Annotated in this window: 23 protein-coding genes; 15 read left to right on the plus strand and 8 right to left on the minus strand. The window is 64.9% G+C overall.

Going from position 1 to position 21,617, the window contains the following annotated elements:
* Positions 1–33: 33 nt before the first annotated feature.
* The 4 genes from ACXAJT_RS00425 to ACXAJT_RS00440 all read left to right on the plus strand — a co-directional run bounded on the left by ACXAJT_RS00425 (position 34) and on the right by ACXAJT_RS00440 (position 5,672).
* Complete coding sequence (locus ACXAJT_RS00425) at positions 34–1,608, plus strand: Re/Si-specific NAD(P)(+) transhydrogenase subunit alpha (protein ID WP_475231789.1); 1,575 nt, start codon at positions 34–36, stop codon at positions 1,606–1,608.
* A 15-nt stretch (positions 1,609–1,623) separates the two neighbouring features.
* The gene (locus ACXAJT_RS00430) at positions 1,624–3,057 is read left to right on the plus strand and encodes an NAD(P)(+) transhydrogenase (Re/Si-specific) subunit beta (RefSeq protein ID WP_475231793.1); all 1,434 of its coding nucleotides are present in this window, start codon (positions 1,624–1,626) and stop codon (positions 3,055–3,057) included.
* 403 nt (positions 3,058–3,460) lie between these two features.
* Positions 3,461–4,792: a trigger factor gene (gene tig, locus ACXAJT_RS00435; protein WP_475231795.1), complete on the plus strand. Its 1,332-nt coding sequence runs from the start codon at positions 3,461–3,463 to the stop codon at positions 4,790–4,792.
* A 190-nt stretch (positions 4,793–4,982) separates the two neighbouring features.
* Positions 4,983–5,672, plus strand: coding sequence for a DUF2270 domain-containing protein (locus tag ACXAJT_RS00440; RefSeq protein WP_475231797.1), 690 nt, complete (start codon positions 4,983–4,985; stop codon positions 5,670–5,672).
* Positions 5,673–5,751: 79 nt separating this feature from the next.
* Here ACXAJT_RS00440 and rplI read toward each other — a convergent pair whose 3' ends face one another.
* The 3 genes from rplI to rpsF are packed head-to-tail and all read right to left on the minus strand — an operon-like array spanning position 5,752 to position 6,995.
* Positions 5,752–6,369, minus strand: a complete 618-nt coding sequence (rplI, locus tag ACXAJT_RS00445) for a 50S ribosomal protein L9 (protein ID WP_475231799.1) — start codon at positions 6,367–6,369, stop codon at positions 5,752–5,754.
* Positions 6,370–6,381: 12 nt separating this feature from the next.
* On the minus strand, positions 6,382–6,609 hold the full coding sequence (rpsR, locus tag ACXAJT_RS00450) for a 30S ribosomal protein S18 (RefSeq protein WP_005982441.1): 228 nt from the start codon (positions 6,607–6,609) through the stop codon (positions 6,382–6,384).
* A 23-nt stretch (positions 6,610–6,632) separates the two neighbouring features.
* Positions 6,633–6,995, minus strand: a complete 363-nt coding sequence (gene rpsF / locus ACXAJT_RS00455) for a 30S ribosomal protein S6 (RefSeq protein ID WP_475231802.1) — start codon at positions 6,993–6,995, stop codon at positions 6,633–6,635.
* Positions 6,996–7,291: 296 nt separating this feature from the next.
* Between rpsF and ACXAJT_RS00460 the strand changes: the two genes are divergently transcribed.
* Positions 7,292–7,513: a hypothetical protein gene (locus ACXAJT_RS00460; protein WP_475231804.1), complete on the plus strand. Its 222-nt coding sequence runs from the start codon at positions 7,292–7,294 to the stop codon at positions 7,511–7,513.
* 114 nt (positions 7,514–7,627) lie between these two features.
* Here ACXAJT_RS00460 and lipA read toward each other — a convergent pair whose 3' ends face one another.
* Positions 7,628–8,578: a lipoyl synthase gene (lipA, locus tag ACXAJT_RS00465; RefSeq protein WP_475231806.1), complete on the minus strand. Its 951-nt coding sequence runs from the start codon at positions 8,576–8,578 to the stop codon at positions 7,628–7,630.
* Positions 8,579–8,858: 280 nt separating this feature from the next.
* On the opposite strand from lipA, the gene ACXAJT_RS00470 reads away from it, so the two are divergent.
* Complete coding sequence (locus ACXAJT_RS00470) at positions 8,859–9,407, plus strand: redoxin family protein (protein WP_475231808.1); 549 nt, start codon at positions 8,859–8,861, stop codon at positions 9,405–9,407.
* A gap of 91 nt (positions 9,408–9,498) precedes the next feature.
* Here ACXAJT_RS00470 and ACXAJT_RS00475 read toward each other — a convergent pair whose 3' ends face one another.
* The 4 genes from ACXAJT_RS00475 to ACXAJT_RS00490 all read right to left on the minus strand — a co-directional run bounded on the left by ACXAJT_RS00475 (position 9,499) and on the right by ACXAJT_RS00490 (position 13,572).
* Positions 9,499–10,785 (minus strand): MFS transporter, encoded by a 1,287-nt coding sequence (locus ACXAJT_RS00475; protein WP_475231812.1) that lies wholly within the window; start codon positions 10,783–10,785, stop codon positions 9,499–9,501.
* Between the two features lie 145 nt (positions 10,786–10,930).
* Positions 10,931–11,707 (minus strand): maleate cis-trans isomerase family protein, encoded by a 777-nt coding sequence (locus ACXAJT_RS00480; protein WP_475231814.1) that lies wholly within the window; start codon positions 11,705–11,707, stop codon positions 10,931–10,933.
* On the minus strand, positions 11,704–12,861 hold the full coding sequence (locus ACXAJT_RS00485) for a M24 family metallopeptidase (protein WP_475231816.1): 1,158 nt from the start codon (positions 12,859–12,861) through the stop codon (positions 11,704–11,706). The genes ACXAJT_RS00480 and ACXAJT_RS00485 overlap by 4 nt, the downstream gene beginning before the upstream one ends.
* A 48-nt stretch (positions 12,862–12,909) precedes the next feature.
* Positions 12,910–13,572, minus strand: a complete 663-nt coding sequence (locus tag ACXAJT_RS00490; protein ID WP_475231818.1) for a helix-turn-helix transcriptional regulator — start codon at positions 13,570–13,572, stop codon at positions 12,910–12,912.
* Positions 13,573–13,822: 250 nt separating this feature from the next.
* Between ACXAJT_RS00490 and ACXAJT_RS00495 the strand changes: the two genes are divergently transcribed.
* From ACXAJT_RS00495 to ACXAJT_RS00535, 9 genes are all read left to right on the plus strand, one after another.
* Positions 13,823–14,041, plus strand: a complete 219-nt coding sequence (locus tag ACXAJT_RS00495) for a twin-arginine translocase TatA/TatE family subunit (RefSeq protein ID WP_475232742.1) — start codon at positions 13,823–13,825, stop codon at positions 14,039–14,041.
* A 3-nt stretch (positions 14,042–14,044) separates the two neighbouring features.
* Positions 14,045–14,527 (plus strand): Sec-independent protein translocase protein TatB, encoded by a 483-nt coding sequence (gene tatB / locus ACXAJT_RS00500; protein WP_475231820.1) that lies wholly within the window; start codon positions 14,045–14,047, stop codon positions 14,525–14,527.
* Positions 14,524–15,459, plus strand: coding sequence for a twin-arginine translocase subunit TatC (gene tatC, locus ACXAJT_RS00505; protein WP_475231823.1), 936 nt, complete (start codon positions 14,524–14,526; stop codon positions 15,457–15,459). Before tatB ends, tatC begins: the two co-directional genes overlap by 4 nt.
* A gap of 41 nt (positions 15,460–15,500) precedes the next feature.
* Positions 15,501–16,298: an ATP-binding protein gene (locus ACXAJT_RS00510; protein ID WP_475232744.1), complete on the plus strand. Its 798-nt coding sequence runs from the start codon at positions 15,501–15,503 to the stop codon at positions 16,296–16,298.
* 158 nt (positions 16,299–16,456) lie between these two features.
* Positions 16,457–17,137, plus strand: a complete 681-nt coding sequence (locus ACXAJT_RS00515; RefSeq protein ID WP_475231825.1) for an HAD family hydrolase — start codon at positions 16,457–16,459, stop codon at positions 17,135–17,137.
* A 2-nt stretch (positions 17,138–17,139) separates the two neighbouring features.
* Positions 17,140–18,102: a sugar-binding transcriptional regulator gene (locus ACXAJT_RS00520; RefSeq protein WP_475231827.1), complete on the plus strand. Its 963-nt coding sequence runs from the start codon at positions 17,140–17,142 to the stop codon at positions 18,100–18,102.
* A 130-nt stretch (positions 18,103–18,232) separates the two neighbouring features.
* Entirely contained in the window at positions 18,233–19,549 is a 1,317-nt protein-coding gene (locus ACXAJT_RS00525; protein ID WP_475231829.1) for an ABC transporter substrate-binding protein, read from the plus strand.
* Positions 19,550–19,815: 266 nt separating this feature from the next.
* Positions 19,816–20,688, plus strand: a complete 873-nt coding sequence (locus ACXAJT_RS00530; RefSeq protein WP_475231831.1) for a carbohydrate ABC transporter permease — start codon at positions 19,816–19,818, stop codon at positions 20,686–20,688.
* Between the two features lie 88 nt (positions 20,689–20,776).
* On the plus strand, positions 20,777–21,607 hold the full coding sequence (locus tag ACXAJT_RS00535; protein WP_475231833.1) for a carbohydrate ABC transporter permease: 831 nt from the start codon (positions 20,777–20,779) through the stop codon (positions 21,605–21,607).
* Positions 21,608–21,617 lie beyond the last annotated feature (10 nt).

Genomic DNA, 21,617 nt, shown 5'->3' on the forward strand with positions numbered 1-21,617 from the left:
CCTTCGGAACGGCCTATAAGGGGGACCAATTACGTGAAGATCGGAACGCCGACAGAGATTTTCGAGGGTGAGGCGCGCGTCGCCATGACCCCGGACTCGGCGCTGCAACTGCAGAAGCTGGGTTACGATTGCCTGATACAGTCAGGCGCCGGCGCGAAGGCAGGCTTTGCCGACGCGGCCTATGAGGCCGCTGGCGTGACCGTGGTGGCAGATGCCGACGCTCTGTGGAGCCAGTCGGACGTCGTCGCCAAGGTGCGCCCGCCGAGGGAAGAGGAAGCGGCGCGGCTGACGCCCGAGAAACTGCTGATCTCCTTCTTCTACCCGGCGTCCAACGAAGCGCTGATGCAGCAGGCCGCCGATCTGGGCGCCAGCGTCATCGCGATGGACATGGTGCCGCGTATCTCGCGCGCGCAGAAGATGGACGCGCTGAGCTCGATGGCCAACATCGCCGGCTACCGCGCGGTGATCGAGGCAGGCAACAACTTCGGCCGCTTTTTCACCGGCCAGGTGACCGCTGCCGGCAAGGTGCCGCCCGCCAAGGTGCTGATCGTCGGCGCCGGTGTGGCAGGGCTTGCCGCGATTGGCACCTCGACCTCGCTGGGCGCCATCACTTACGCCTTCGACGTGCGCCCAGAAGTCGCCGAGCAGGTCGAATCCATGGGCGCCGAGTTCGTCTACCTCGACTTCGAGGAAGAACAGGAAGACGGCTCCTCGACCGGCGGCTACGCCTCGGTCTCCAGCCCCGAATTCCGCGAAGCCCAGCTTGCCAAGTTCCGTGAACTTGCGCCCGAGATGGACATCGTCATCACCACCGCCCTAATCCCCAACCGGGAAGCGCCGGAACTGTGGACCGAGGACATGGTGCAGGCGATGAAGCCCGGCTCGGTGATCATCGACCTCGCGGCAGAGCGCGGCGGCAACTGCAAGCTGACCGTCAAGGACGAGAAGATCGTCACCGACAATGGCGTGACCATCGTCGGCTACACCGACTTCCCCTCGCGCATGGCGACGCAGAGCTCGGCGCTCTACGCCACCAACGTGCGCCACATGATGGCTGACCTGACCCCCGAGAAGGACGGCACGGTCAACCACAATATGGACGACGACGTGATCCGCGGCGCGACCATCGCGCACGAGAAGGAAGTCACCTTCCCGCCGCCGCCGCCGAAAACCAAGGCGATCGCGGCCGCGAAGCCGAAGGAAAAGGCGCCCGAACTGACGCCGGAAGAAAAGCGCGCGCAGGAAGTGGCCGCCTTCAAGGCGCAGACCAAGCAGCAGGTGACCCTGCTGACCGTCGGTGCCGTGCTGCTGCTCGGCGTGGGACTTGTCGCGCCCGCCAGCTTCATGCAGCACTTCATCGTCTTCGTGCTTTCGGTCTTCGTCGGCTTCCAGGTGATCTGGAACGTCTCGCATTCCCTGCACACCCCGCTGATGGCCGTCACCAACGCCATCTCCTCGATCATCATCCTTGGCGCGCTGATGCAAATCGGCTCGGGCAACTGGCTGGTGATCATCCTAGCCGCGCTTTCGGTCTTCATGGCCGGGATCAACATCTTCGGCGGCTTCCTCGTGACACGGCGCATGCTCGCCATGTTCCAGAAATCGTAAGGAGAGGTGGGGACTATGGAATTCGGATTCACGACGGCGGCCTATGTGGTCGCGGCCGTTCTGTTCATCCTGTCGCTGGGTGGCCTCTCGGGGCAGGAAAGCGCCAAGCGCGCCGTGTGGTACGGCATCGTTGGCATGGGCCTTGCGGTCTTTGCCACGCTGATCGGCCCGGGCTCGGGCCTGTGGCTGCTGTCGATCATCCTGATCGCGGCGGGCGGCATCATCGGCATGTATGTGGCCAAGAAGGTCGAGATGACCGAGATGCCGCAGCTGGTGGCCGCGATGCACTCTCTGGTCGGCCTCGCGGCGGTCTTCGTCGGCTTCAATGCGCATTTCACCATGCGCACGGTCGAAAAGGCCCACGCCGCCGGTGAGGCGGTGCACGGTGCCTTTGCCGAACTGGTGGCGCACAAGACCCCGGTCGAGCTGAGCATCCTGCAGGTCGAACTCTTCCTTGGCATCTTCATTGGTGCGGTGACCTTCACCGGCTCGGTCATTGCCTATGGCAAGCTGGCGGGCAAGGTGACCTCGAAGGCCGAGAAGCTGCCCGGCGGGCACATCCTGAACGCCTCGGCAGCGGCGCTCTCGGTGATCTGCCTGATCTGGTACATGAGCACCGGCGGGCTCTTCCCGGTGCTGATCATGACGCTCTGCGCGCTGTTCATCGGCTACCACCTGATCATGGGCATCGGCGGCGCCGACATGCCGGTGGTGGTCTCGATGCTCAACAGCTACTCGGGCTGGGCCGCGGCGGCCATCGGCTTTTCGCTGTCGAACGATCTGCTGATCGTCGTCGGTGCGCTGGTCGGCTCCTCGGGGGCGATCCTGAGCTACATCATGTGCAAGGCGATGAACCGCTCGTTCATTTCGGTGATCCTCGGCGGCTTCGGCGGCTCGGCGGGTCCGGCGATGGAAGTCGAGGGCGAGCAGGTGGCGATCGACGTCGACGGCGTGGCCAACGCGCTGGAAGAAGCCGACAGCGTCATCATCGTGCCGGGCTACGGCATGGCCGTGGCGCAGGCGCAGCAGAACGTCGCGGAACTCACCCGCAAGCTGCGCGGCAAGGGCAAGGAGGTGCGGTTCGCCATCCACCCCGTCGCGGGCCGTCTGCCGGGTCACATGAACGTTCTGCTGGCCGAGGCGAAGGTGCCTTACGACATCGTTCTGGAAATGGACGAGATCAACGAGGACTTCCCCGAGACCGACGTGGTCATCGTCATCGGCTCGAACGACATCGTGAACCCTGCGGCGCAGGAAGACCCGAACTCGCCCATCGCTGGCATGCCGGTGCTGGAAGTGTGGAAAGCCAAGCAGGTCTTCGTGTCGAAGCGTGGTCAGGGCACCGGTTACTCGGGCATCGAAAACCCGCTGTTCTACAAGGACAACACGCGGATGTACTACGGTGACGCCAAGCAATCGATCGGCGATCTGCTGAACAAGCTCGGCTGACGTCGCCGAGCGCACAAAACCTGAGGGCCCCGTCGGAAACGGCGGGGCCCTTTGTGTTGGCGCCGCCCGCCCGCCCGCCCGCCCGGCGCGGCGTGGGCGGCGAGCCCTGAATGCGTATTTTCAAAGAGAAGAAGCGGCCTGCGCGGACACCAGCGGCTTCTTCTCTTTGCCAAATACGCATGGCGAAGCGGCGCCGCGGCGCGGCATCGGGGCGGGGCGGCGCGCGCCGGGCAGGCGGCTTCGTTGCGAAATCGGGGATTTGTGGCCATCGCGGTGCCAGAGCCTGCCATATAGGGCGTTTCCGCCTTGCAAGGGCCCTCCGGGGCGCATAGAAGACCGCAAATTCGAATTTCGCGGTGGGCCGGATTCCGCGCCCTCGCATCACGACCACAAGGGAATTGGCATGCAGGTCAACGAGACGCTGAACGAAGGTCTGAAGCGCGCGTACGAGCTCATCCTCACCGCCGAAGAGCTGGACGCGAAGGTGAACGAGAAGCTCGCCGAGGCGCAGCCTGAGATCGAGATGAAGGGCTTCCGCAAGGGCAAGGTCCCGATGCCGCTGCTCAAGAAGCAGTTCGGCCAGCGTCTGCTGGGCGAAAGCATGCAGGAAGCCATCGACGGCGCGATGAACGAGCACTTCGAGAAGTCGGGCGACCGCCCGGCGCTCCAGCCGCAGGTCAAGATGACCAATGAGGACTGGAAAGAAGGCGAAGACGTCGCCGTCGAGATGAGCTACGAGAAGCTGCCGGAAGTTCCGGACGTCGACGCGTCGAAGATCACCCTCGAGAAGCTCGTGGTGAAAGCCGATGACGCGGCCGTGGACGAGGCGCTGGCACAGCTGGCCGAAAACGCGCAGGACTTCAAAGACCGCCGCAAGGGCTCGAAGGCGAAAGACGGCGACCAGGTCGTCATCGACTTCGTCGGCAAGGTCGACGGTGAAGCCTTCGAAGGCGGCTCGGCGGAAGACTACCCGCTGGTGCTCGGCTCCAACTCCTTCATCCCCGGCTTCGAAGAGCAGCTGGTTGGCGTGAAGGTCGAGGAAGAGAAGGCCGTCGAGGTCACCTTCCCCGAGGAGTACGGCGCAGAGAACCTCGCCGGCAAAGCCGCCGTCTTTGACGTGACCGTCAAGGCCGTGAAAGAGCCCGTCGCCGCCGAGATCGACGACGAGCTGGCGAAGAAGTTCGGTGCCGAAGACCTCGAAGGTCTGAAGGGCCAGATCCGTGAGCGTCTGGAAGCCGAATACACCGGCGCATCGCGTCAGGTGATGAAGCGCGCCATGCTCGACGCGCTGGACGAGCAGGTCTCGTTCGAGCTGCCGCCGAGCCTCGTCGAAGCCGAAGCCAAGCAGATCGCGCACCAGCTCTACCACGAAGAGCACCCGGACGATCACGGCCACGACCACGGCGAGATTGAGCCCACCGACGAGCACAACAAGCTTGCCGAGCGCCGCGTGCGCCTTGGCCTGCTGCTCGCCGAGATCGGCCAGAAAGCCGAGATCGAGGTGACCGATCAGGAGATGACCCAGGCGATCATGATGCAGGCGCGTCAGTACCCGGGTCAGGAGCGCGCGTTCTTCGACTTCGTGCGTCAGAACGCCCAGATGCAACAGCAGCTGCGCGCGCCGATCTTCGAAGACAAGGTCATCGATCACATCGCCGAAGGCGCGACCGTGAACGAAAAGGAAGTCACGAAAGAAGACCTCCAGAAGGCCGTCGAAGAGCTCGACGAAGAGTAATTTCCGGCGCCACTGGCGCAGGAGAAAGGGCCGCCCTTCGGGGCGGCCCTTTTGCGTTGGGGCATGGACGCGCTTGGGGGGGCTCGGGGGCTGGTCCTAAGGGTTGGTTCTGAGGGGAGGTTTAGGGTTTGGGCGATTTTTCTTGCCCAGGCAGGGGGCTGCGTGTGATCTTGAGAGCCCGGAGGAGATCATGGACGGACCCGAGCCCCGTGCCGCGCAGGAGCCGCGCAAGATGCTCGACAGCTCGGAGATTACCGCGCTGTCGCATCTCTATCGCGGCGAGGTCTATCGTTCGACCATCTGGCGCACCCGGCTCGACACCACCACCAACTGGGCGGTGGTGACCTTGGGCATCGCGCTGTCGATCTCCTACAGCTCGCCCGCCGCCTCACCGCTGCCGCTGATCCTCGTCGGAATTCTGATCCTGTTCTTCCTGATGCAGGAGGCGCGGCGCTACCGCTACTTCAACGTCTGGCGCGCGCGCTGCCGCTGGATGGAGACGCATTTCTTCGCGCCGATGCTGCATGATGGCGATCTGCACATGGAGGAGGGCTGGCAGCAGACGCTGGCCGACGACTATTGGAAGCCGCGCTACCACGTCTCGCTCTGGGTGGCGATCGGGCGGCGCATCCGGCGCAACTACGTGTGGATTCTGCTGATCCAGAGTGTCGCCTATATCGGAAAGCTGCTGGTGCACCCCGAGCCGCTGACCGCGGCGGTGCAACTGGTCGAGCGCGCCTCGGTCGGGCCGATCCACGGTGGTCTCGTATTGGCGGCGGGGGCGATCTATTGCCTTGCGTGGGGCGTTGCGGCGCTGGTCAGCTGGCGCGATGACCGCCGGCGCGCGCAGACCCGCCGGGACCGCACCAGCATGGGCTGACCCAATAGCGAAGCGCATAAAGAAAAGCCGCGCCGGAGTGCTCCGGCGCGGTTTCGACTTTGCGATGATCCGAAAGGGATCAGGCTTTGTCTTCGGTCTCTTCGGCTTCGGCGGGGGCCGGAGCGTCTTCGTCGTCCGATGCGGCGCTGCCGATGTCGTCGAACAGTTCCGAGATTTCGAACTCGGCCTGTGCTTCTTCTTCGGCGGCCAGTTCTTGGATCGACTTGCCCGACGCCTGCAGTTCGGCCTCTTCGGGCGAACGTGCGACGTTGAGGTTGATGACAACCATCACCTCGGGGTGCAGGTGAACTTCCACCTCGTGCAGGCCGAGCTCTTTGATCGGCTGACGGATGATGACCTGCTTGCGGTCGACCGAGAAACCTTCCTCGGTGGCGACGTCTGCGGCGTCACGGGTGGTGACCGAGCCGTAGAGGTTGCCGCCATCGGACGCCTGACGAATCACGACGAACTGCTGGCCGTCGAGCTTCTCGCCAAGGGCTTCGGCTTCTTTCTTGGTTTCGAGGTTCCGCGCTTCGAGCTGAGCTTTTTGCTCTTCGAACTGCGCGATGTTCTCTTTCGACGCGGTCAGTGCCTTGCCCTGCAGCAGCAGGTAGTTGCGCGCGAAGCCGGGCTTCACGTCAACGACATCGCCCATCTGGCCGAGCTTGGCCACGCGTTCCAGAAGAATGACTTGCATGGGTCTCTCTCCTTATTTCACGGCGTAGGGCAGCAGGGCGAGGAAGCGGGCGCGCTTGATGGCACGGGCCAGTTCACGCTGCTTCTTTGCCGACACTGCGGTGATGCGGGACGGGACGATCTTGCCGCGCTCAGAGATGTAGCGCTGCAGAAGACGGGTGTCCTTGTAGTCGATCTTGGGTGCGTTGTCGCCCGAGAAGGGGCAGACTTTGCGGCGGCGGAAAAACGGTTTTGCAGCCATTGGTTTAGCTCCTCTCGTTCAGATCAGTTACGACCACGGCGGTCGCCGCGGCCTTCGCGCTCGTCGCGCTTCTGCATCTGCACCGAGGGGCCCTCGGCGTGCTCTTCGACCTTGATCGTCAGAACGCGCATGACGTCGTCATGCAGGCGCATCAGACGCTCCATTTCCTGAACCGCGGTCGCCGGAGCGTCGGTTTTCAGGAAGGCGTAGTGGCCCTTGCGGTTCTTGTTGATCTTGTAGGCCATGGTCTTCACGCCCCAGTACTCGGATTCGACGACTTTGCCGCCGTTGTCCGAAAGGACGGTGCCGAAGTGCTCGACGAGGCCTTCGGCCTGCGCGTTGGAAAGATCCTGACGCGCGATGAATACATGCTCATAAAGCGGCATGTGTGCTCCATTTCTGTCCGGGCGCATTTCATAGGGCAGGCGTACCACTCCGCTCCTGCCCACGAGAGACTGCGCGGTTCACGTGATCTCGCGGAGGGATGGCGCTCTATACACCCTTGGGCGAGGGATTCAACCCTTTCCGGGCCGAGTTCATCTTCGCGCAAGACCTGTGGCGCGTGCCCCTACGGCAGAGCGCGAAATTGCCCACTCCCGTCCGCGGTCGCGCCCAAATCCTGACGCGTTTCGGCATCAACACTAGGTGCCGTGGAAGACAGTGACGAGTAGGAGGATGCACGATGTCGATGGGGGACCCTCGCTTTACCGAAACAGATGATCTGGTGGCTATGGGCGTGCGCGTGCTGGCGCAGGCGGTCGGATTTGTCATGGCGCTGTCGGCCTTCGCGCTCTGGCTGATGCCGCAGGCGGGCGAGGGGCTGTCGCTCTCCCGGCTGGCGCTGTCGCTGCTGTTGCTGCTCGTCGGGCTGTGCTCGGTCTTTGGGCTTGGACGGAAGGGCTGACCGCGCGCCGGCTGACCGCTGTGCTTTGCTGGAATGACGAGCGCCCCCGCAGGGAACTGCGAGGGCGTTTTGCTTGCTCATGTCCCGGTGCGTCGGGGCGCCGGGCGTGGCGCGTCAGGCGTTGGCCAGCTTGGCTTCGCGGGCTTGGCGCAGACGGGCGAAATCATCGCCGGCGTGATAGCTGGAGCGGGTCAGCGGTGTCGCCGAGACCATCAGGAAGCCCTTGCCGAACGCCGCCTTTTCGTAGGAGGCGAACTCATCGGGCGTGACAAAGCGATCGACGCGGTGGTGCTTCGGGGTCGGCTGCAGGTACTGGCCGATGGTCAGGAAGTCGATGTCTGCCGCGCGCATGTCTTCCATCACCTGAATGACCTGCTGACGCTCTTCGCCGAGGCCGACCATGATGCCCGACTTGGTGAAGATATGCGGGTCCATCTCCTTCACGCGCTGCAGCAGGCGCAGCGAGTGGAAGTAGCGGGCACCGGGGCGCACCGACGGGTAGAGGCCGGGCACCGTCTCGAGGTTGTGGTTGAATACGTCGGGACGCGCCTCGACCACCGTTTCCAGCGCGCCGGGCTTGGACTTCAGGAAGTCGGGCGTCAGGATCTCGATGGTGGTCTCGGGCGAGCGGTGACGGATTGCGCGGATGGTCTGGGCAAAATGCTCGGCGCCGCCATCGTCGAGGTCGTCGCGGTCCACCGAGGTGATCACCACGTGGTTCAGCCCGAGTTTCTGCACCGAGTCGGCAACCCGGCCCGGCTCGAACACGTCGAGCGTGTCGGGGCGCCCGGTGGCGATGTTGCAGAAGGTACAGCCGCGGGTACAGATGTCGCCCATGATCATCATGGTGGCGTGGCCCTGGCTCCAGCATTCGCCGACGTTGGGGCAGCCCGCCTCTTCGCAGACGGTGACCAGCCCATGCTCGCGCATGATGCGGCGGGTCTCGTTATAGCCCGCGCCGCCGGGTGCCTTGACGCGGATCCAGTCCGGTTTCTTGGGCTGGGCGTTGTCGGGCCGATGCGCCTTTTCCGGATGGCGCTGCGCCGGGATCTTCAGGTCTCGCAAAGCGTTTCCCCCGCGATGTGGGTCAGATGTCCCGCAAGATAGACCGTTGTCCGCGCAGGTTCCACCCCTGCGCCCGGGCCCGGTCCCGCTGCGGGACGGCAGTTACGTTCCGTCCCCCTACGCCGATCCGCGGCAAAGCGCAATTGCTGAGCAGGCGGCGCGGCTTGCGCGCGGCGGCGGGCCGCAGTGGGTCGATCAGCGGTTGCGTCTCGGCGGCGGCGAATTTATCTCGGCGTCAGGGAGGAAATCTAGGTGCCAGATACATGAAAGGACCTGTGCCATGAAAGCCGGTGTCGCTCTTCCCAACGTGACCTTCCGCACCCGCGTGCGTGACGAATCCATCGAAGGTCCGAACCCCTTCCGCTGGCAGGACATGACCACTGCCGACTACTTCAAAGGCAAGCGGGTCATCCTGTTCTCGCTGCCGGGCGCCTTCACGCCCACCTGCTCGACCTATCAGCTGCCGGGCTTCGAAAAGAACGCCGAGACCTTCCGCGAGCACGGCATCGACGCGATCTACTGCATGTCGGTGAACGACAGCTTCGTGATGAACCAGTGGGCGAAGTCGCAGAACCTCGAGAACGTGTCGGTGATCCCCGACGGCTCGGGCGAATTCACCCGCCGCATCGGCATGCTGGTGAACAAGGACAACCTCGGCTTCGGCATGCGCTCGTGGCGCTATGCGGCGATCATCAACGACGGTGTTGTCGAGGCATGGTTCGAAGAGCCGGGCCTGTGCGACAACCACGGCGAAGACCCCTATGGCGTCTCCAGCCCGGAAAACCTGCTGGAGTATCTGGCAAACGCGAAGGCCGAAGCCGCGGCCTGATCACGCAGCGGTCGTTGAGGCAAAAGAAAACGGGCCCTCGGGCCCGTTTTTTCATGTCTGGTCTTCCACGCCGGCGCGGCGCCATGCGGCATCAATTGCCCTGCGCCCCGGAAGATTTCTCTTCTTCCGCCGTCGCCTCTTCTTCCGCGGCGGCCTCGGCGTACCACTCATAGGCGGCACCGACGGCGACAGTCGAGGAGTTGGGCAGAACGTTGAGATAGGCCGACCCATCGCCATCCGCCGCCTGACGGCGTGTCATGCGCCAAGCGGTATAGATCGCGATCATCGCGAACAGCACGGTGAGCACCGCCCAGAAGCTTTGCGGCCCGGCCAGATCCATGGCCTGACCGGTGACCAGCGGGCCGGCGATCGCGCCGACACCGTAGATGAACACCATGCCGCTGGCCGCCGCGGGCATGTCCTCAAGCTCAAGGTAGTCGTTGGTGTAGGCGATGAACAGCGAATAGAGCGGGCTGGCCATGCCGCCCATGATCAGGCCAGCCACCAGCAGGGCGGTCAGCGAATGGCTGTAAAGGAACGCGACTGCGCAGGTCACAGAGCCCACCGCCGCCAGCGACAGGATCATCACCCGGCGGTCCATCAGGTCCGACAGCCAGCCCACCGGGAACTGGAACAGGAACGAGCCCATGAAGAGCGCCGCGACGAAGGCCGAGATTTCGGTCACCGAGAGTCCGACCTTGGCGCCATAGACCGAGGCCATGCCCATCTGCGCCGAGAAAACGCCGCCGAGGATCAGCGTCCCGACGGTGCCCAGTGGCGAACGGTCGTAGAGCTGGCGCAGGCTCATCGGTTTGATCGATTCCACCGCCGGGATCGGCACCGCCGACAGCAGCACCGGGGTGAAGGCCACAGAGACGAGGATCGAGGCGACGACGAACAGCGAGAACCCCGCTGCGTCGCCGAAGTTCAGCAGCCCCTGCGCCGCCACCATGCCCAACGTCTGCGCCACCATATAGGCCGACAGCAGCGTGCCGCGCGTCTGGTTGGTGGCACGGTCGTTCAGCCAGCTTTCAGAGGTCACGTAGAGCCCCGACAGGCAAAAGCCCAGCAGCACTCGCAGCGCCGTCCAGCTCCACGGGTCGGACAGCAGTGGAAAGGCGATCAGCAGCGCCGACATCATCGAGCCGAGCGCCGCGAAGACCCGCACGTGGCTGACCTTGCGGATCATCTTCGGCGTCAGCCGCGAGCCGACGAGGAAGCCGAGAAAATAGCCCGAGGTGATCAACGACAGTTCGAAGGTCGAGAACCCTTCGATGTCGCCGCGCACGCCCATCAGCGTCGCCTGCATGCCATTGCCGATCATGATCAGGAAGACGCCAAGAAGAAGCGACCAGACGCTGGTGACAAGCTGGAACATGCGGGCCTCCGGGGCGAAGATGGGGCAGAGATGGGGCAGCGGTATGGGCAGGAAAAAAACTGCGAATCCTTGTCGCTCGATGCCTGCTGCCGGCCTTTGCGTCAATCGCCGAAACGCCGCTCAGAACGGCGTTTCGCGGCGAATTTTACTCGGCGGCGCGCGTCGGCGCCGCGGGGCGGGTCAGCAGCACACCGGGGCCCTGTGCAGCCTGCCCGGCGAGCCGCGCCAGATGCCACGCCAGAACGCTGTTGCTGGCCAGCACCGGCAGGCCGGTGGCTGCCTCCAGCGGCGCGATGGCGGGCAGGGCGCGCAGGTTGGTGCACGACAGGAAAAGCGCGTCCACGGGCGCGCCGCCCTGCGCGATCAGCGCCGCGCCGGCGTCGATGATCGAGCCTGCCGAAATGCGCACCGCGCGCGCTTCTTCCTCGATCTCGAAGCTGCCGAAGACCGGCGTGTCGATGCCCGCGCCAGCCAGAACCTCGCGCAGCCGCCCCGAGACCTCGGGCAGATAGGGCGAGAGCATCGCCAGACGTCTGACCCCAAGACTGCGGCAGGCGGCGATGAGAGCCGAGACCGGCTCTGTCACATGCGGCACATCGATGGCCTTGCGGATGCGCTCTGCGACCTGCGTCGGGCCGATCTGCGCGGTCCCGGAGGTGCACCCGTAGCCCACCGCCGCCAGCGGCGCGCCATGCGGGAACAGCGCGGCAGAGGCGGTCATATAGCCCTCCATCGCCGCCAGCGTTTCGGGGGTGACCTCGGCGCCGGAGGGGATGCGGCTGACCAGAAGCTCCAGTTCCGGCGGCATCAATTGGCGGAAGTCGGTCTCGATGGTCTCATCCGACTGCAGCACGATCAGCCCCACCTGCGCCGCGCGGGCGGGATCGATCGCGTGGGGGAAATGCAGCCCGGCGCCGCTCATAGCGGCAGCTCCGGCAGGCTGGTGGCGGGCGTGGTCAGCCATTCGGCCCCGGTTTCGGTGATCACGATGTCCTCCTCGTGCACGAGCATGCGATTGGCCGAGAGCGCGATGCCCGGCTCCAGCGTCAGCACCATGCCCGGCTCCAGCCGCGTGTCGTCGGCGGCGATAAGCGAGGGCGGTTCGGTCAGTTGCATGCCAAGCCCGTGGCCCAGCCGTCCGACATCGGACCCGCCGGTGATCCCCGCCATGGCGCGGAAGAGGTCATGCGCACGGGCGCCGGGTTTCGCGGCCTCGAACCCGGCGTGCACCGCGTCGAGCAGCCGGTCATGCGCGTCCAGCACGGCGGGCGCAGCCGCTCCGAGCGCGATGTTGCGGTCGAAATCGCAGAAATAGCCATCGCGCATCAGACCGGTGTCGAGCATCACCACGTCGCCCTCGCGCAGCGGCGTATCGCTGGCCGGAGAGATCACATCGCCATAGCCGTCGGGGCCTGCGCCGCCAGCCAGATAAGGCACCCAATCGGCGCCTTCCTCGAGCGCGAGTATCTGGAAACGCCGGAACACCTGCGCCAGAGATACGCCGGGCTGAAGGATTTCGGGCAGGCGGGCGAAGGCGCGGGTGCCCACGTCGCAGGCGGCGCGGATGCAGGCGATCTCGGACTCGGATTTCACCATGCGCAGCTTGCGCATGATCCCGGCGTCGGGGCCAAACAGACGGTCGGGCAGCCGGTGCTTCAGCGCCTCCCAGTCGGTGAGCGGCATGCGCAGATGGGTCTCGGCACCGCTTGGCACGCCGATCCATTCGCCCGGCGGCACGGCCTCGGCCAGCGCCTCGGCCAGCAGCGAGATGCCGTCGTCCTCGTAGTCAGGAGAACTCCAGCAGCGGATGTCGGTGATCCAGCTTTGCGCCATCAGATGCGCGCCGATCGAGGGGATCACCGCCACCGGAGCGCCCTCGGCAGGCACCACAAGAAACCACGGACGCGTCGGGCTCTCCCAGAACCGGGTCAGAAAGCCTGTGAAGTAGCGCACCTCGGGTTCCGTGGTGAGCAGCAGCGCAGCGATACCGGACATCGCCATGCGCGCCTGCGCCCGTTCCAGACGGCTGTGGTACTCGGAGGGGAAAAAGCCCCGTGTGGCAACGCTCTGATCCATAACACAGCGTCACCGCGCCGGTGCCCTTCGGTCAAGCGTGAAGCACGGTCAGCGGGCCTGCGCCCGGTAATCGGCGAGGCTCTTGCCCGGTTCATCGACGAAGAGGCCGGGCAGGGGCGTCACGGCGCTCACCTGATCGATGCGGATGGTCTCGAAATCGCGGGCCGTCTCGTTCCAAGTGATGCAGGTCCAGATGCGGCCCCAGTAGTCCATGTGCAGGGGGCGCAGTTCCTGCGGCGCGTCGCGCCCTTTCAAAGTGACCCGCAGCTTTTGCCGGGCGCGGATCGCGGCGCGGAACTTGGGCATGAAGCGAAATCCCTCGGCGGCCTCGCGAAACGGGTAGGTGGCAAAGCCAAAGGCGCCCTGCGTCTCGCCATCCTCCGGCAACAGCGCGTCGATGCGGGCCGAGAGGGTTTCGGCGGCCTGCGCCAGATCGGCCATCCCGCCTTGGCCAACCGCGGCAAGGCCAAGGTGCAGCGCCTCCAGTTCCAACTCGGTCAGATTGAGCGGGGGCAGGGTGAAGGCGGCGCGCGCGGTGTAGCCGCGCCCGCGCTCGCCCTCGATCGGCACGCCCGAGGCGGCCAGCGTGTCCATGTCGCGATAGATGGTGCGCACCGACACGCCCAATTCGTCGGCCAGCGCTTCGGCAGTGTGCAGCGCCCCGTCCTTCAGCCGCTGCATCAGCGCATAGAGGCGGTCGGTCTTCTTCATCGGGCGGGCTCCACGAAAGCGGCGATTCGTCGCTGTGGCGACTCGCTGCGAGCGCCCCAACTGACAAGAAAATGGCACCTGACAGAATACTGTCATAAATGCGAAAGAAAACCCCCGTCGCCGCGGCGCTCGTCCGGCTTTGACGCTTTCGCGCGGCCCGGAAGGATCCTAGAACCCGGGAACAAAGTGCGACGTGCCGCCCGGGGGCCGATGGTCCGGGACAGGGGGCGGCGAAATGGAGACTAAGGACATGCTCAACAACATCGGCCTTCCCGGCCTTCTTCTGATCGCGGTCGTGGTGCTGGTACTGTTCGGCCGCGGCAAGATCTCCAGCCTCATGGGCGAGGTCGGCAAAGGCATCACCGCCTTCAAGAAGGGCGTGAGCGAGGGCGGCAAGGAGCTTGAGGACGACAAGGCCGAAGAGGCCAAGGACGTCACCCCCGCCGAGAGCGAAAAAGACAAGGTCTGATCCATGTTCGATCTTGGCTGGTCGGAACTGATGGTGATCGGCATCGTTGCGCTGATCGTCGTTGGTCCGAAGGATCTGCCCGTGCTGTTCCGCAATGTGGGCCGCTTCATGGGCAAGGCGCGCGGCATGGCGCGCGAGTTCAGCCGTGCGATGAACGATGCCGCTGATGAGTCTGGCGTGCGCGACGTGGCCAAGACGCTGAAGACGGCGACCAACCCGGTGAACTCGGCGATGGACGGGGTGCGCGATGCGGCCAAGTCGATGGCCGACCCGACGCCGCCGAAGAAGTCCGCGGGGCTGAAGGAAGACCCCGGTGCGCTCGAAGCCGAGCGCGCCGAGAACAAGCAGAAGATCGAGGCCAGCGCCGCCCGCGCCGCCGCCGAGCGCCAGAAGCGCGAAGCGGAGGCCGCCGCGAAACAGGCCGAAGACGCCGCCAAGAAGGCCGAAGAGCTGGAAGCGGCGATGAAGAAAGACGGTGAGGCATGAGCCAGATCGACCACGACGAGATCGAGGACAGCTCGGCCCCGCTGATCGAGCATCTGGCCGAGCTGCGCACCCGGCTTATTCGCGCGGTGGCGGCGTTCATCGTCGGCATCGTGCTGGCCTTCACCGTGGCCGAGCCGATCCTGCAGTTCCTGCTCGGCCCGATCGAAGAGACGCTGCGCTCGCTGGGCGATCCGTCGCCCACCATGCAGTACACCTCGCCGCAGGAATATCTGTTCACGCTGTTCCGCATTTCGATGGTGTTCGGCTTCGGGCTGGCCTTCCCGGTGATCTCGTTCCAGCTCTGGCGCTTCGTTGCGCCGGGGCTCTACAAGTCCGAGAAGAACGCGTTCCTGCCGTTCATGATCGCCTCGCCGATCATGTTCCTGCTGGGCGCCAGCTTTGCCCATTTCGTGGTGACGCCGCTGGCGATGCAGTTCTTCCTCGGCTTCGCCGACGTCAGTTCGATCTTCGCCAACCTGCTGGCGCAGGCCACCGACGGCATGCCGACGGACCTGCCGGCGGATACGGCGGTGGTGCCCGAGACGGCGGAGGGGATGAAGATCACCTTCTTCGGCAAGGTGAACGAAAGCCTCGATATCACGCTCAAGTTCATCGTCGCCTTCGGCCTGTGCTTCCAACTGCCGGTGCTGTTGACGCTGATGGGCAAGGCCGGTCTGGTCTCTGCCGCCGGCCTCGGCTCGGTGCGCAAATACGCCGTGGTGGCCATCCTCGTGCTGGCTGCGCTGGTGACCCCGCCGGATGTGACCACGCAGGCGATTCTCTTCGTGGTGGTCTACGGGCTTTACGAAGTGTCGATCTTCCTTGTGCGCATCGTCGAGAAGAAGCGGGAAAAGGAACTGCGGGCGCAGGGCCTCTGGTTCGATGACGACGAGACCGAAGACGAGGACGGTCAGGAGGACAAGACCCCGTGACGAGTAACGCGTTGAAACGCATCGCGGCGGCGCTGGAGCGTATGGCTCCGGCGCCGCTTGCCGCGCCCGACCTTGGCGCGGCGGATGCCTTTGTATGGCACACCGAACCCGACCGGCTGGAGCCGGTGCCGCAGGTCAACCGCGTGGCGCTGGACCTGCTGCTGGGCATCGACCGCTCGCGCGACACGCTGCTGTCGAACACCCTGCAGTTTGCCCGTGGCCTGCCGGCCAACAACGCGCTGCTTTGGGGGGCGCGGGGCATGGGCAAGTCGAGCATCGTCAAGGCGGTGCACGCCGAAGCGCTGCGGCGGGGCGAGGCACTGAAACTGGTGGAACTGCAGCGCGAGGACCTGCCGTCGGTGGGCCGGCTGCTGAACGTCCTGCGCGGCGCACCGCATCGCTTCGTGCTGTTCTGCGACGACCTGTCGTTCAGCCACGACGACCAGCACTACAAAAGCCTGAAGGCGGTGCTGGACGGCGGCATCGAGGGGCGGCCCGAGAACGTGCTGTTCTACGCCACCTCCAACCGCCGCCACCTGATGCCGCGCGACATGATCGAGAACGAGCGGTCGAGCTCAATCAACCCCTCCGAGGCGGTCGAGGAGAAGGTCTCGCTGTCCGACCGCTTCGGCCTGTGGCTTGGGTTCCACCCATGCTCGCAGGACGAATACCTCGACATGATCCGCGGCTATTGCGCGGCGCACGGGCTGAGGATCGACGAAGAGCGCCTGCGCGCCGAAGCGATCGAATGGCAGGCCACGCGCGGCGCGCGCTCGGGCCGGGTCGCGTGGCAGTTCTTCCTCGATCTGGCAGGGCGCGAGGGCGTGGCGCTCGGCTGAGGCCGTTGCTTGAGTATTTCTGGAAAGATGAAAGGGCCGGGATCATCCTCGGCCCTTTGTCTTTCTTGGCGGGCTTTCATCTTTCCACAAATACTCGATTACACGGTTGCCGCCGGGCGCGGCTTCTGTCGTAATGTTGACATAACGAGGGGGCAGGCGTGACACAGCCGATAGAGCTGGTGCTTTTCGATTTTGACGGCGTGGTGGTGGACAGTGAGATCATCTCGCTGCGTATGCTGGTGGCCGAACTGGCGCAGCATGGGGTGCGCGTCGACATCCCCTATGTGTCGCGGCATTTCCTTGGCCGCAGCTACCCGGTGGTGCTGGCGCAGATCCGCGAAGAGTTCGGCATCGCGCTGCCCGAGGGGTTCGAGGCCGAGTATCGCGCCCGGCTGCTGGCGGCCTTCGAGGCCGAAGGACTGCGGGTGATGCCGCATCTGCGGGACGTTCTGCAATCGCTGTCGGTGCCCTATTGTCTGGCGACAAGTTCAAGCCCGTCGCGGGTGGCGTCCAGCCTTGCGTTGACCGGGCTCACCGACGCGTTCGAGGGGCGCATCACCACAGCCTCGGAGGTGGCGCGCGGCAAGCCTGCGCCGGATCTTCCACTGCACGCCGCCAGCAAGTTCGGCGCAGCGCCAGAGCGCTGCCTGCTGATCGAGGATTCACTGGCCGGCATCGCCGCCGGGTTAGCGGCGGGCATGCAGGTCTGGCAGTTCACCGGCGGCAGCCACATGCTGCAGGGGGCGGCGCAGGATCCCGAGACCGTGCCGCATCGGCAATTTGCAAGTTTCGCGGAGCTTCCGCATCTGGCACCACAGGCGTTTATCAGGGGGGAGTGATCATGGCCGTGCGCAGCATCGATGAGGGCGAAGCCTCGCCGCAGGACATGTCGGCGCGCGCCGCGTGGCTCTACTACGTGGGCGGGCTGCGGCAGGACCAGATCGCCGAAGAGCTTGGTATCTCGCGCCAGCGGGCGCAGCGGCTGGTGGCGCGGGCCATGGCCGAGGGGCTGGTGAAAGTGCGCATCGACCACCCGATCGCCGAATGTCTCGAGCTTGAACAGAAGCTGCGCCAGCGCTTTGGTCTGCTGCGCGCGCGGGTTGCGCCGCGTGCCGATGGCGGGCAGGACGCTCTGCGCGCCATCGCCCCCTTCGCCGCCGCCGAGATGGAGCGCATCTTTGCCAACCCCACGCCGCAGCTGATCGCGCTTGGCACCGGGCGGACCTTGCGCGCGATGATCGAGCAGATGCAGACGATCAACGCCGGGCATCACCGCATGGTCTCGCTGATCGGCAATGTGGCACCCGACGGCTCGGCCTCGTTCTACGAGGTCATCATGCGCATCGCCGACAAGACTGGCGCGCCGCATTATCCGATGTCGGTGCCGGTGATGGCGCGTGACGCCGAGGAATTTGCCACCTACCGCAGCCTGCCGCATGTGGTCAGCTCGCGCGCACTGGCCAAGGAGGCGGATGTCACGGTGGTCGGAATCGGCCAGATGGCCGATGACGCGCCTCTGTTCGTCGATGGTTTCATCACAGCGGACGAGCTGAGCAGCCTGTGCTCTGCGGGCGCGGCGGGCGAGCTTGGTGGCCATGTCTTCGATGCCGAGGGGCGTTATCTCGATCATCCGGTCAATGAATTCATGGTCGGCGTGCGCGTACCGCAAAACCAGAATCCGGTGATCTGCGTGGCCGGAGGTGTAAGTAAAATCAAAGCCTTGCGCGCTGCTCTTAAGGGGCGTCTGGTGCAGGGGCTGGTCACCGATGAACTGACGGCTGCCGAAATCCTCAGCACGTCCTGACGCGTTTGGCGTTAAATTGAGCTTGACAAGACTCACGACCTAATGTGAGCATTTGCCCATCACTCGGGCAGTTGCTCAGCCGAAGGAGAGCGGCCGATCTGCCCTGTGTCGGAATCAGGGAGGATTTCTCATGTCAGTTACCATTCGCGCGCTCATGGGCGCCTGCGCCCTCGGTGCGCTTTCCACGGCGGCCATGGCCGAGACCACCATCACCGTCGCGACGGTGAACAACGGCGACATGATCCGCATGCAGGGTCTGATGGACGCCTTCAACGCGCAGCACCCCGACATCAAGGTCGAGTGGGTGACGCTGGAGGAGAACGTGCTGCGCCAGCGCGTGACACAGGACGTGGCCACGCAAGGTGGCCAGTTCGACGTGATGACCATCGGTACCTACGAGGTTCCGATCTGGGGCGAGCGCGGCTGGCTGGTCAGCCTCGACGATCTGCCCGAGAGCTATGACGCTGATGATCTGCTGCCCGCCATTCGCGGCGGCCTGACGGTAGATGGCTCGCTCTATGCCGCGCCGTTCTATGGCGAGAGCTCGATGGTGATGTACCGCAAGGACCTGATGGAGCAAGCCGGGCTGGAGATGCCCGAGGCGCCGACCTGGGAGTTCATCAAAGAAGCCGCGGCGGCGATGACCGACAAGGAATCCGAAGTCTACGGCATCTGCCTGCGCGGCAAGGCCGGCTGGGGCGAGAACATGGCCTTCCTGACCGCCATGGCCAACTCCTACGGGGCGCGCTGGTTCGACATGGACTGGCAGCCGCAGTTCGACAGCGAGGCATGGAAGGCGGCGCTGACCGACTATCTCGAGCTGATGAACACCTACGGCCCGCCGGGGGCCTCGTCGAACGGCTTCAACGAAAACCTCGCGCTGTTCCAGTCGGGCAAATGCGGCATGTGGATCGACGCTACCGTGGCGGCCTCCTTCGTGACCAACGAAGAGGAGTCGAACGTGGCCGATCAGGTCGGCTTCGCGCTGGCGCCGGACAACGGGCTTGGCAAGCGCGGCAACTGGCTGTGGGCGTGGAACCTCGGCATCCCGGCGGGCACCCAGAAGGAAGATGCGGCGAAAGCCTTTGTCGAATGGGCGACTTCGAAGGAGTACCTTGAACTGGTGGCGGAAGAAGAGGGCTGGGCCAACGTACCGCCGGGCACCCGCACCTCGCTTTATGAGAACCCCGAGTATCTTGAGGCGGCACCCTTCGCGCAGATGACGCTGGAGTCGATAAACGCCGCCGACCCGCAGAACCCGACGGTGGACGAGGTGCCCTATGTCGGCGTCCAGTTCGTCGCGATCCCCGAGTTCCAAGGCCTCGGCACCGCCGTCGGCCAGCAGTTCTCGGCGGCGCTTGCCGGGCAAGTGACGGCGGATCAGGCGCTGCAGTCGGCGCAGATGCTCACCGAGCGTGAGATGATGAAAGCCGGCTACATCAAGTAAGCCTCGAAGCTGGCGGGCCCCGGTCCGGGGATGGAGTTCCCTTCGGGGACCGGGGCCCGCCACCTCCACAGTTTCGGAGGCTTCACCGGTTCGGACCGCAGCGGGAGCGCGCCGCCAGAGCGTGCCCCGCAGCGGGGGTCTCACCTCACCGGGACCCGCGTCACGCATCGAACCAACCTTCTTCCGGAGAGATGACGGCTTCCCCCTCTGCCGCATCGCTCCGGAAGGTTTCATTCCTCTGAATTCACAGTTCTCGGAGACAGGCCATGGCCACCAAAGCTTCGCGTGCCGCCGCAAGGCTGATGATCTCGCCCGCAGTGCTGCTGCTGCTGGGCTGGATGATCATCCCGCTGTCGATGACGCTCTACTTCTCGTTCCTGCGCTACAACCTTCTGATGCCGGGCATGGAAGAGTTCACCGGCTGGACCAACTATCGCTTCTTCCTGACCGATCCGGCGTTCTCGGCGGCGCTGTGGAACACGCTGCTGCTGGTGGGGGGCGTGCTGCTGATCACCACCGTCGGCGGCACCTTGTTGGCGCTGCTGATGGACCAGCCGTTCTGGGGGCAGGGCATCGTGCGCATTCTGGTGATCGCGCCGTTCTTCGTCATGCCGACCGTTTCGGCGCTGGTCTGGAAGAACATGTTCATGAACCCGGTGAACGGGCTGTTTGCCCATCTTGCGAAGTTCTTTGGCCTGCAGCCCTATGATTTTCTGGCGCAGGCGCCCTTGGGCTCGATCATCTTCATTGTCAGCTGGCAATGGCTGCCCTTCGCGACTCTGATCCTGCTGACCGCGCTGCAATTGCTGGATCAGGAACAGCTGGAGGCCGCCGAGATGGACGGCGCCGGGCCGCTGTCGCGCTTCTTCTACATCATGGTGCCGCATCTGGCGCGCGCCATCACCGTGGTGATCCTGATCCAGACCATCTTCCTGCTGTCGGTCTTCGCCGAGATCCTCGTGACCACCAACGGCGGGCCGGGCGTGGCGTCGACCAACCTGACGTATCTCATCTACATGCAATCGCTGCTGCAATTCGACGTCGGCGGCGGCTCGGCCGGGGGCGTGGTGGCGATCATCCTCGCCAATATCGTGGCGATCTTCCTGATGCGGATGATCGGCAAGAACCTGGAGGCCTGAGCGATGACGGACCGCAGCACAGAGCGGCCTTCGGCCGCGGACGCCTCCGGCGGGAGTACTTTTGGAAAAATGAAAGGGAGGGGCTGAGATGGCGCGCGCAGTGACAACCCGGCGCAAGGCGGTGGTGACCGTTCTGGCGTGGCTGGTGGGGATCGCGATCTTTTTCCCGATCCTGTGGATCGTCATCCTGTCGTTCAAATCCGAGGGCGACGCGATCAAGACGCCCTTCGAGGTGATCTTCTCGAGCTGGACCTTCGACAGCTACGCCACGGTACAGGAGCGCTCGAACTACTTCCGGCACTTCTGGAACTCGGTGGTGATCTCGCTGGGCTCGACCGTCATCGGCCTTGCCATCGCCATCCCGGCGGCCTGGGCCATGGCCTTTGTGCCCGGCAAGCGCACCAAGGACGTGCTGATGTGGATGCTCAGCACCAAGATGCTGCCGCCGGTGGGCGTGCTGGTGCCGATCTACCTGCTGTTCCGCGATGCGGGGCTGCTCGACACGCGGCTGGGTCTGGTGATCGTGCTGACGCTGATCAACCTGCCGATCATCGTGTGGATGCTCTACACCTACTTCAAGGAGATCCCCGGCGAGATCCTCGAGGCCGCGCGCATGGATGGCGCGTCGCTGAAGAACGAGCTCATTCACGTGCTGACCCCGATGGCGGTGCCGGGGATCGCCTCGACCCTGCTGCTCAACATCATCCTAGCGTGGAACGAGGCCTTCTGGACGCTCAACCTCACGGCGGCCAAGGCGGCGCCGCTGACGGCCTTCATCGCCAGCTACTCATCCCCCGAGGGCCTTTTCTACGCCAAGCTCTCGGCGGCCTCGACCATGGCCATCGCGCCGATCCTCATCATGGGCTGGTTCAGCCAGAAGCAACTTGTCCGCGGCCTGACTTTCGGCGCGGTGAAATAAGATAGGAGCC

This window comes from Salipiger sp. ABF4_146 (assembly GCF_056161345.1).

Coding starts and splice junctions, on each gene's coding strand:
- ACXAJT_RS00430 (WP_475231793.1), top strand. CDS start 1,624: ATGGAATTCGGATTCACGACGGCGGCCTATGTGGTCGCGGCCGTTCTG.
- tig (WP_475231795.1), top strand. CDS start 3,461: ATGCAGGTCAACGAGACGCTGAACGAAGGTCTGAAGCGCGCGTACGAG.
- ACXAJT_RS00440 (WP_475231797.1), top strand. CDS start 4,983: ATGGACGGACCCGAGCCCCGTGCCGCGCAGGAGCCGCGCAAGATGCTC.
- rplI (WP_475231799.1), bottom strand. CDS start 6,369: ATGCAAGTCATTCTTCTGGAACGCGTGGCCAAGCTCGGCCAGATGGGC.
- rpsR (WP_005982441.1), bottom strand. CDS start 6,609: ATGGCTGCAAAACCGTTTTTCCGCCGCCGCAAAGTCTGCCCCTTCTCG.
- rpsF (WP_475231802.1), bottom strand. CDS start 6,995: ATGCCGCTTTATGAGCATGTATTCATCGCGCGTCAGGATCTTTCCAAC.
- ACXAJT_RS00460 (WP_475231804.1), top strand. CDS start 7,292: ATGTCGATGGGGGACCCTCGCTTTACCGAAACAGATGATCTGGTGGCT.
- ACXAJT_RS00470 (WP_475231808.1), top strand. CDS start 8,859: ATGAAAGCCGGTGTCGCTCTTCCCAACGTGACCTTCCGCACCCGCGTG.
- ACXAJT_RS00475 (WP_475231812.1), bottom strand. CDS start 10,785: ATGTTCCAGCTTGTCACCAGCGTCTGGTCGCTTCTTCTTGGCGTCTTC.
- ACXAJT_RS00480 (WP_475231814.1), bottom strand. CDS start 11,707: ATGAGCGGCGCCGGGCTGCATTTCCCCCACGCGATCGATCCCGCCCGC.
- ACXAJT_RS00485 (WP_475231816.1), bottom strand. CDS start 12,861: ATGGATCAGAGCGTTGCCACACGGGGCTTTTTCCCCTCCGAGTACCAC.
- ACXAJT_RS00490 (WP_475231818.1), bottom strand. CDS start 13,572: ATGAAGAAGACCGACCGCCTCTATGCGCTGATGCAGCGGCTGAAGGAC.
- ACXAJT_RS00495 (WP_475232742.1), top strand. CDS start 13,823: ATGCTCAACAACATCGGCCTTCCCGGCCTTCTTCTGATCGCGGTCGTG.
- tatB (WP_475231820.1), top strand. CDS start 14,045: ATGTTCGATCTTGGCTGGTCGGAACTGATGGTGATCGGCATCGTTGCG.
- tatC (WP_475231823.1), top strand. CDS start 14,524: ATGAGCCAGATCGACCACGACGAGATCGAGGACAGCTCGGCCCCGCTG.
- ACXAJT_RS00510 (WP_475232744.1), top strand. CDS start 15,501: ATGGCTCCGGCGCCGCTTGCCGCGCCCGACCTTGGCGCGGCGGATGCC.
- ACXAJT_RS00520 (WP_475231827.1), top strand. CDS start 17,140: ATGGCCGTGCGCAGCATCGATGAGGGCGAAGCCTCGCCGCAGGACATG.
- ACXAJT_RS00525 (WP_475231829.1), top strand. CDS start 18,233: ATGTCAGTTACCATTCGCGCGCTCATGGGCGCCTGCGCCCTCGGTGCG.
- ACXAJT_RS00530 (WP_475231831.1), top strand. CDS start 19,816: ATGGCCACCAAAGCTTCGCGTGCCGCCGCAAGGCTGATGATCTCGCCC.
- ACXAJT_RS00535 (WP_475231833.1), top strand. CDS start 20,777: ATGGCGCGCGCAGTGACAACCCGGCGCAAGGCGGTGGTGACCGTTCTG.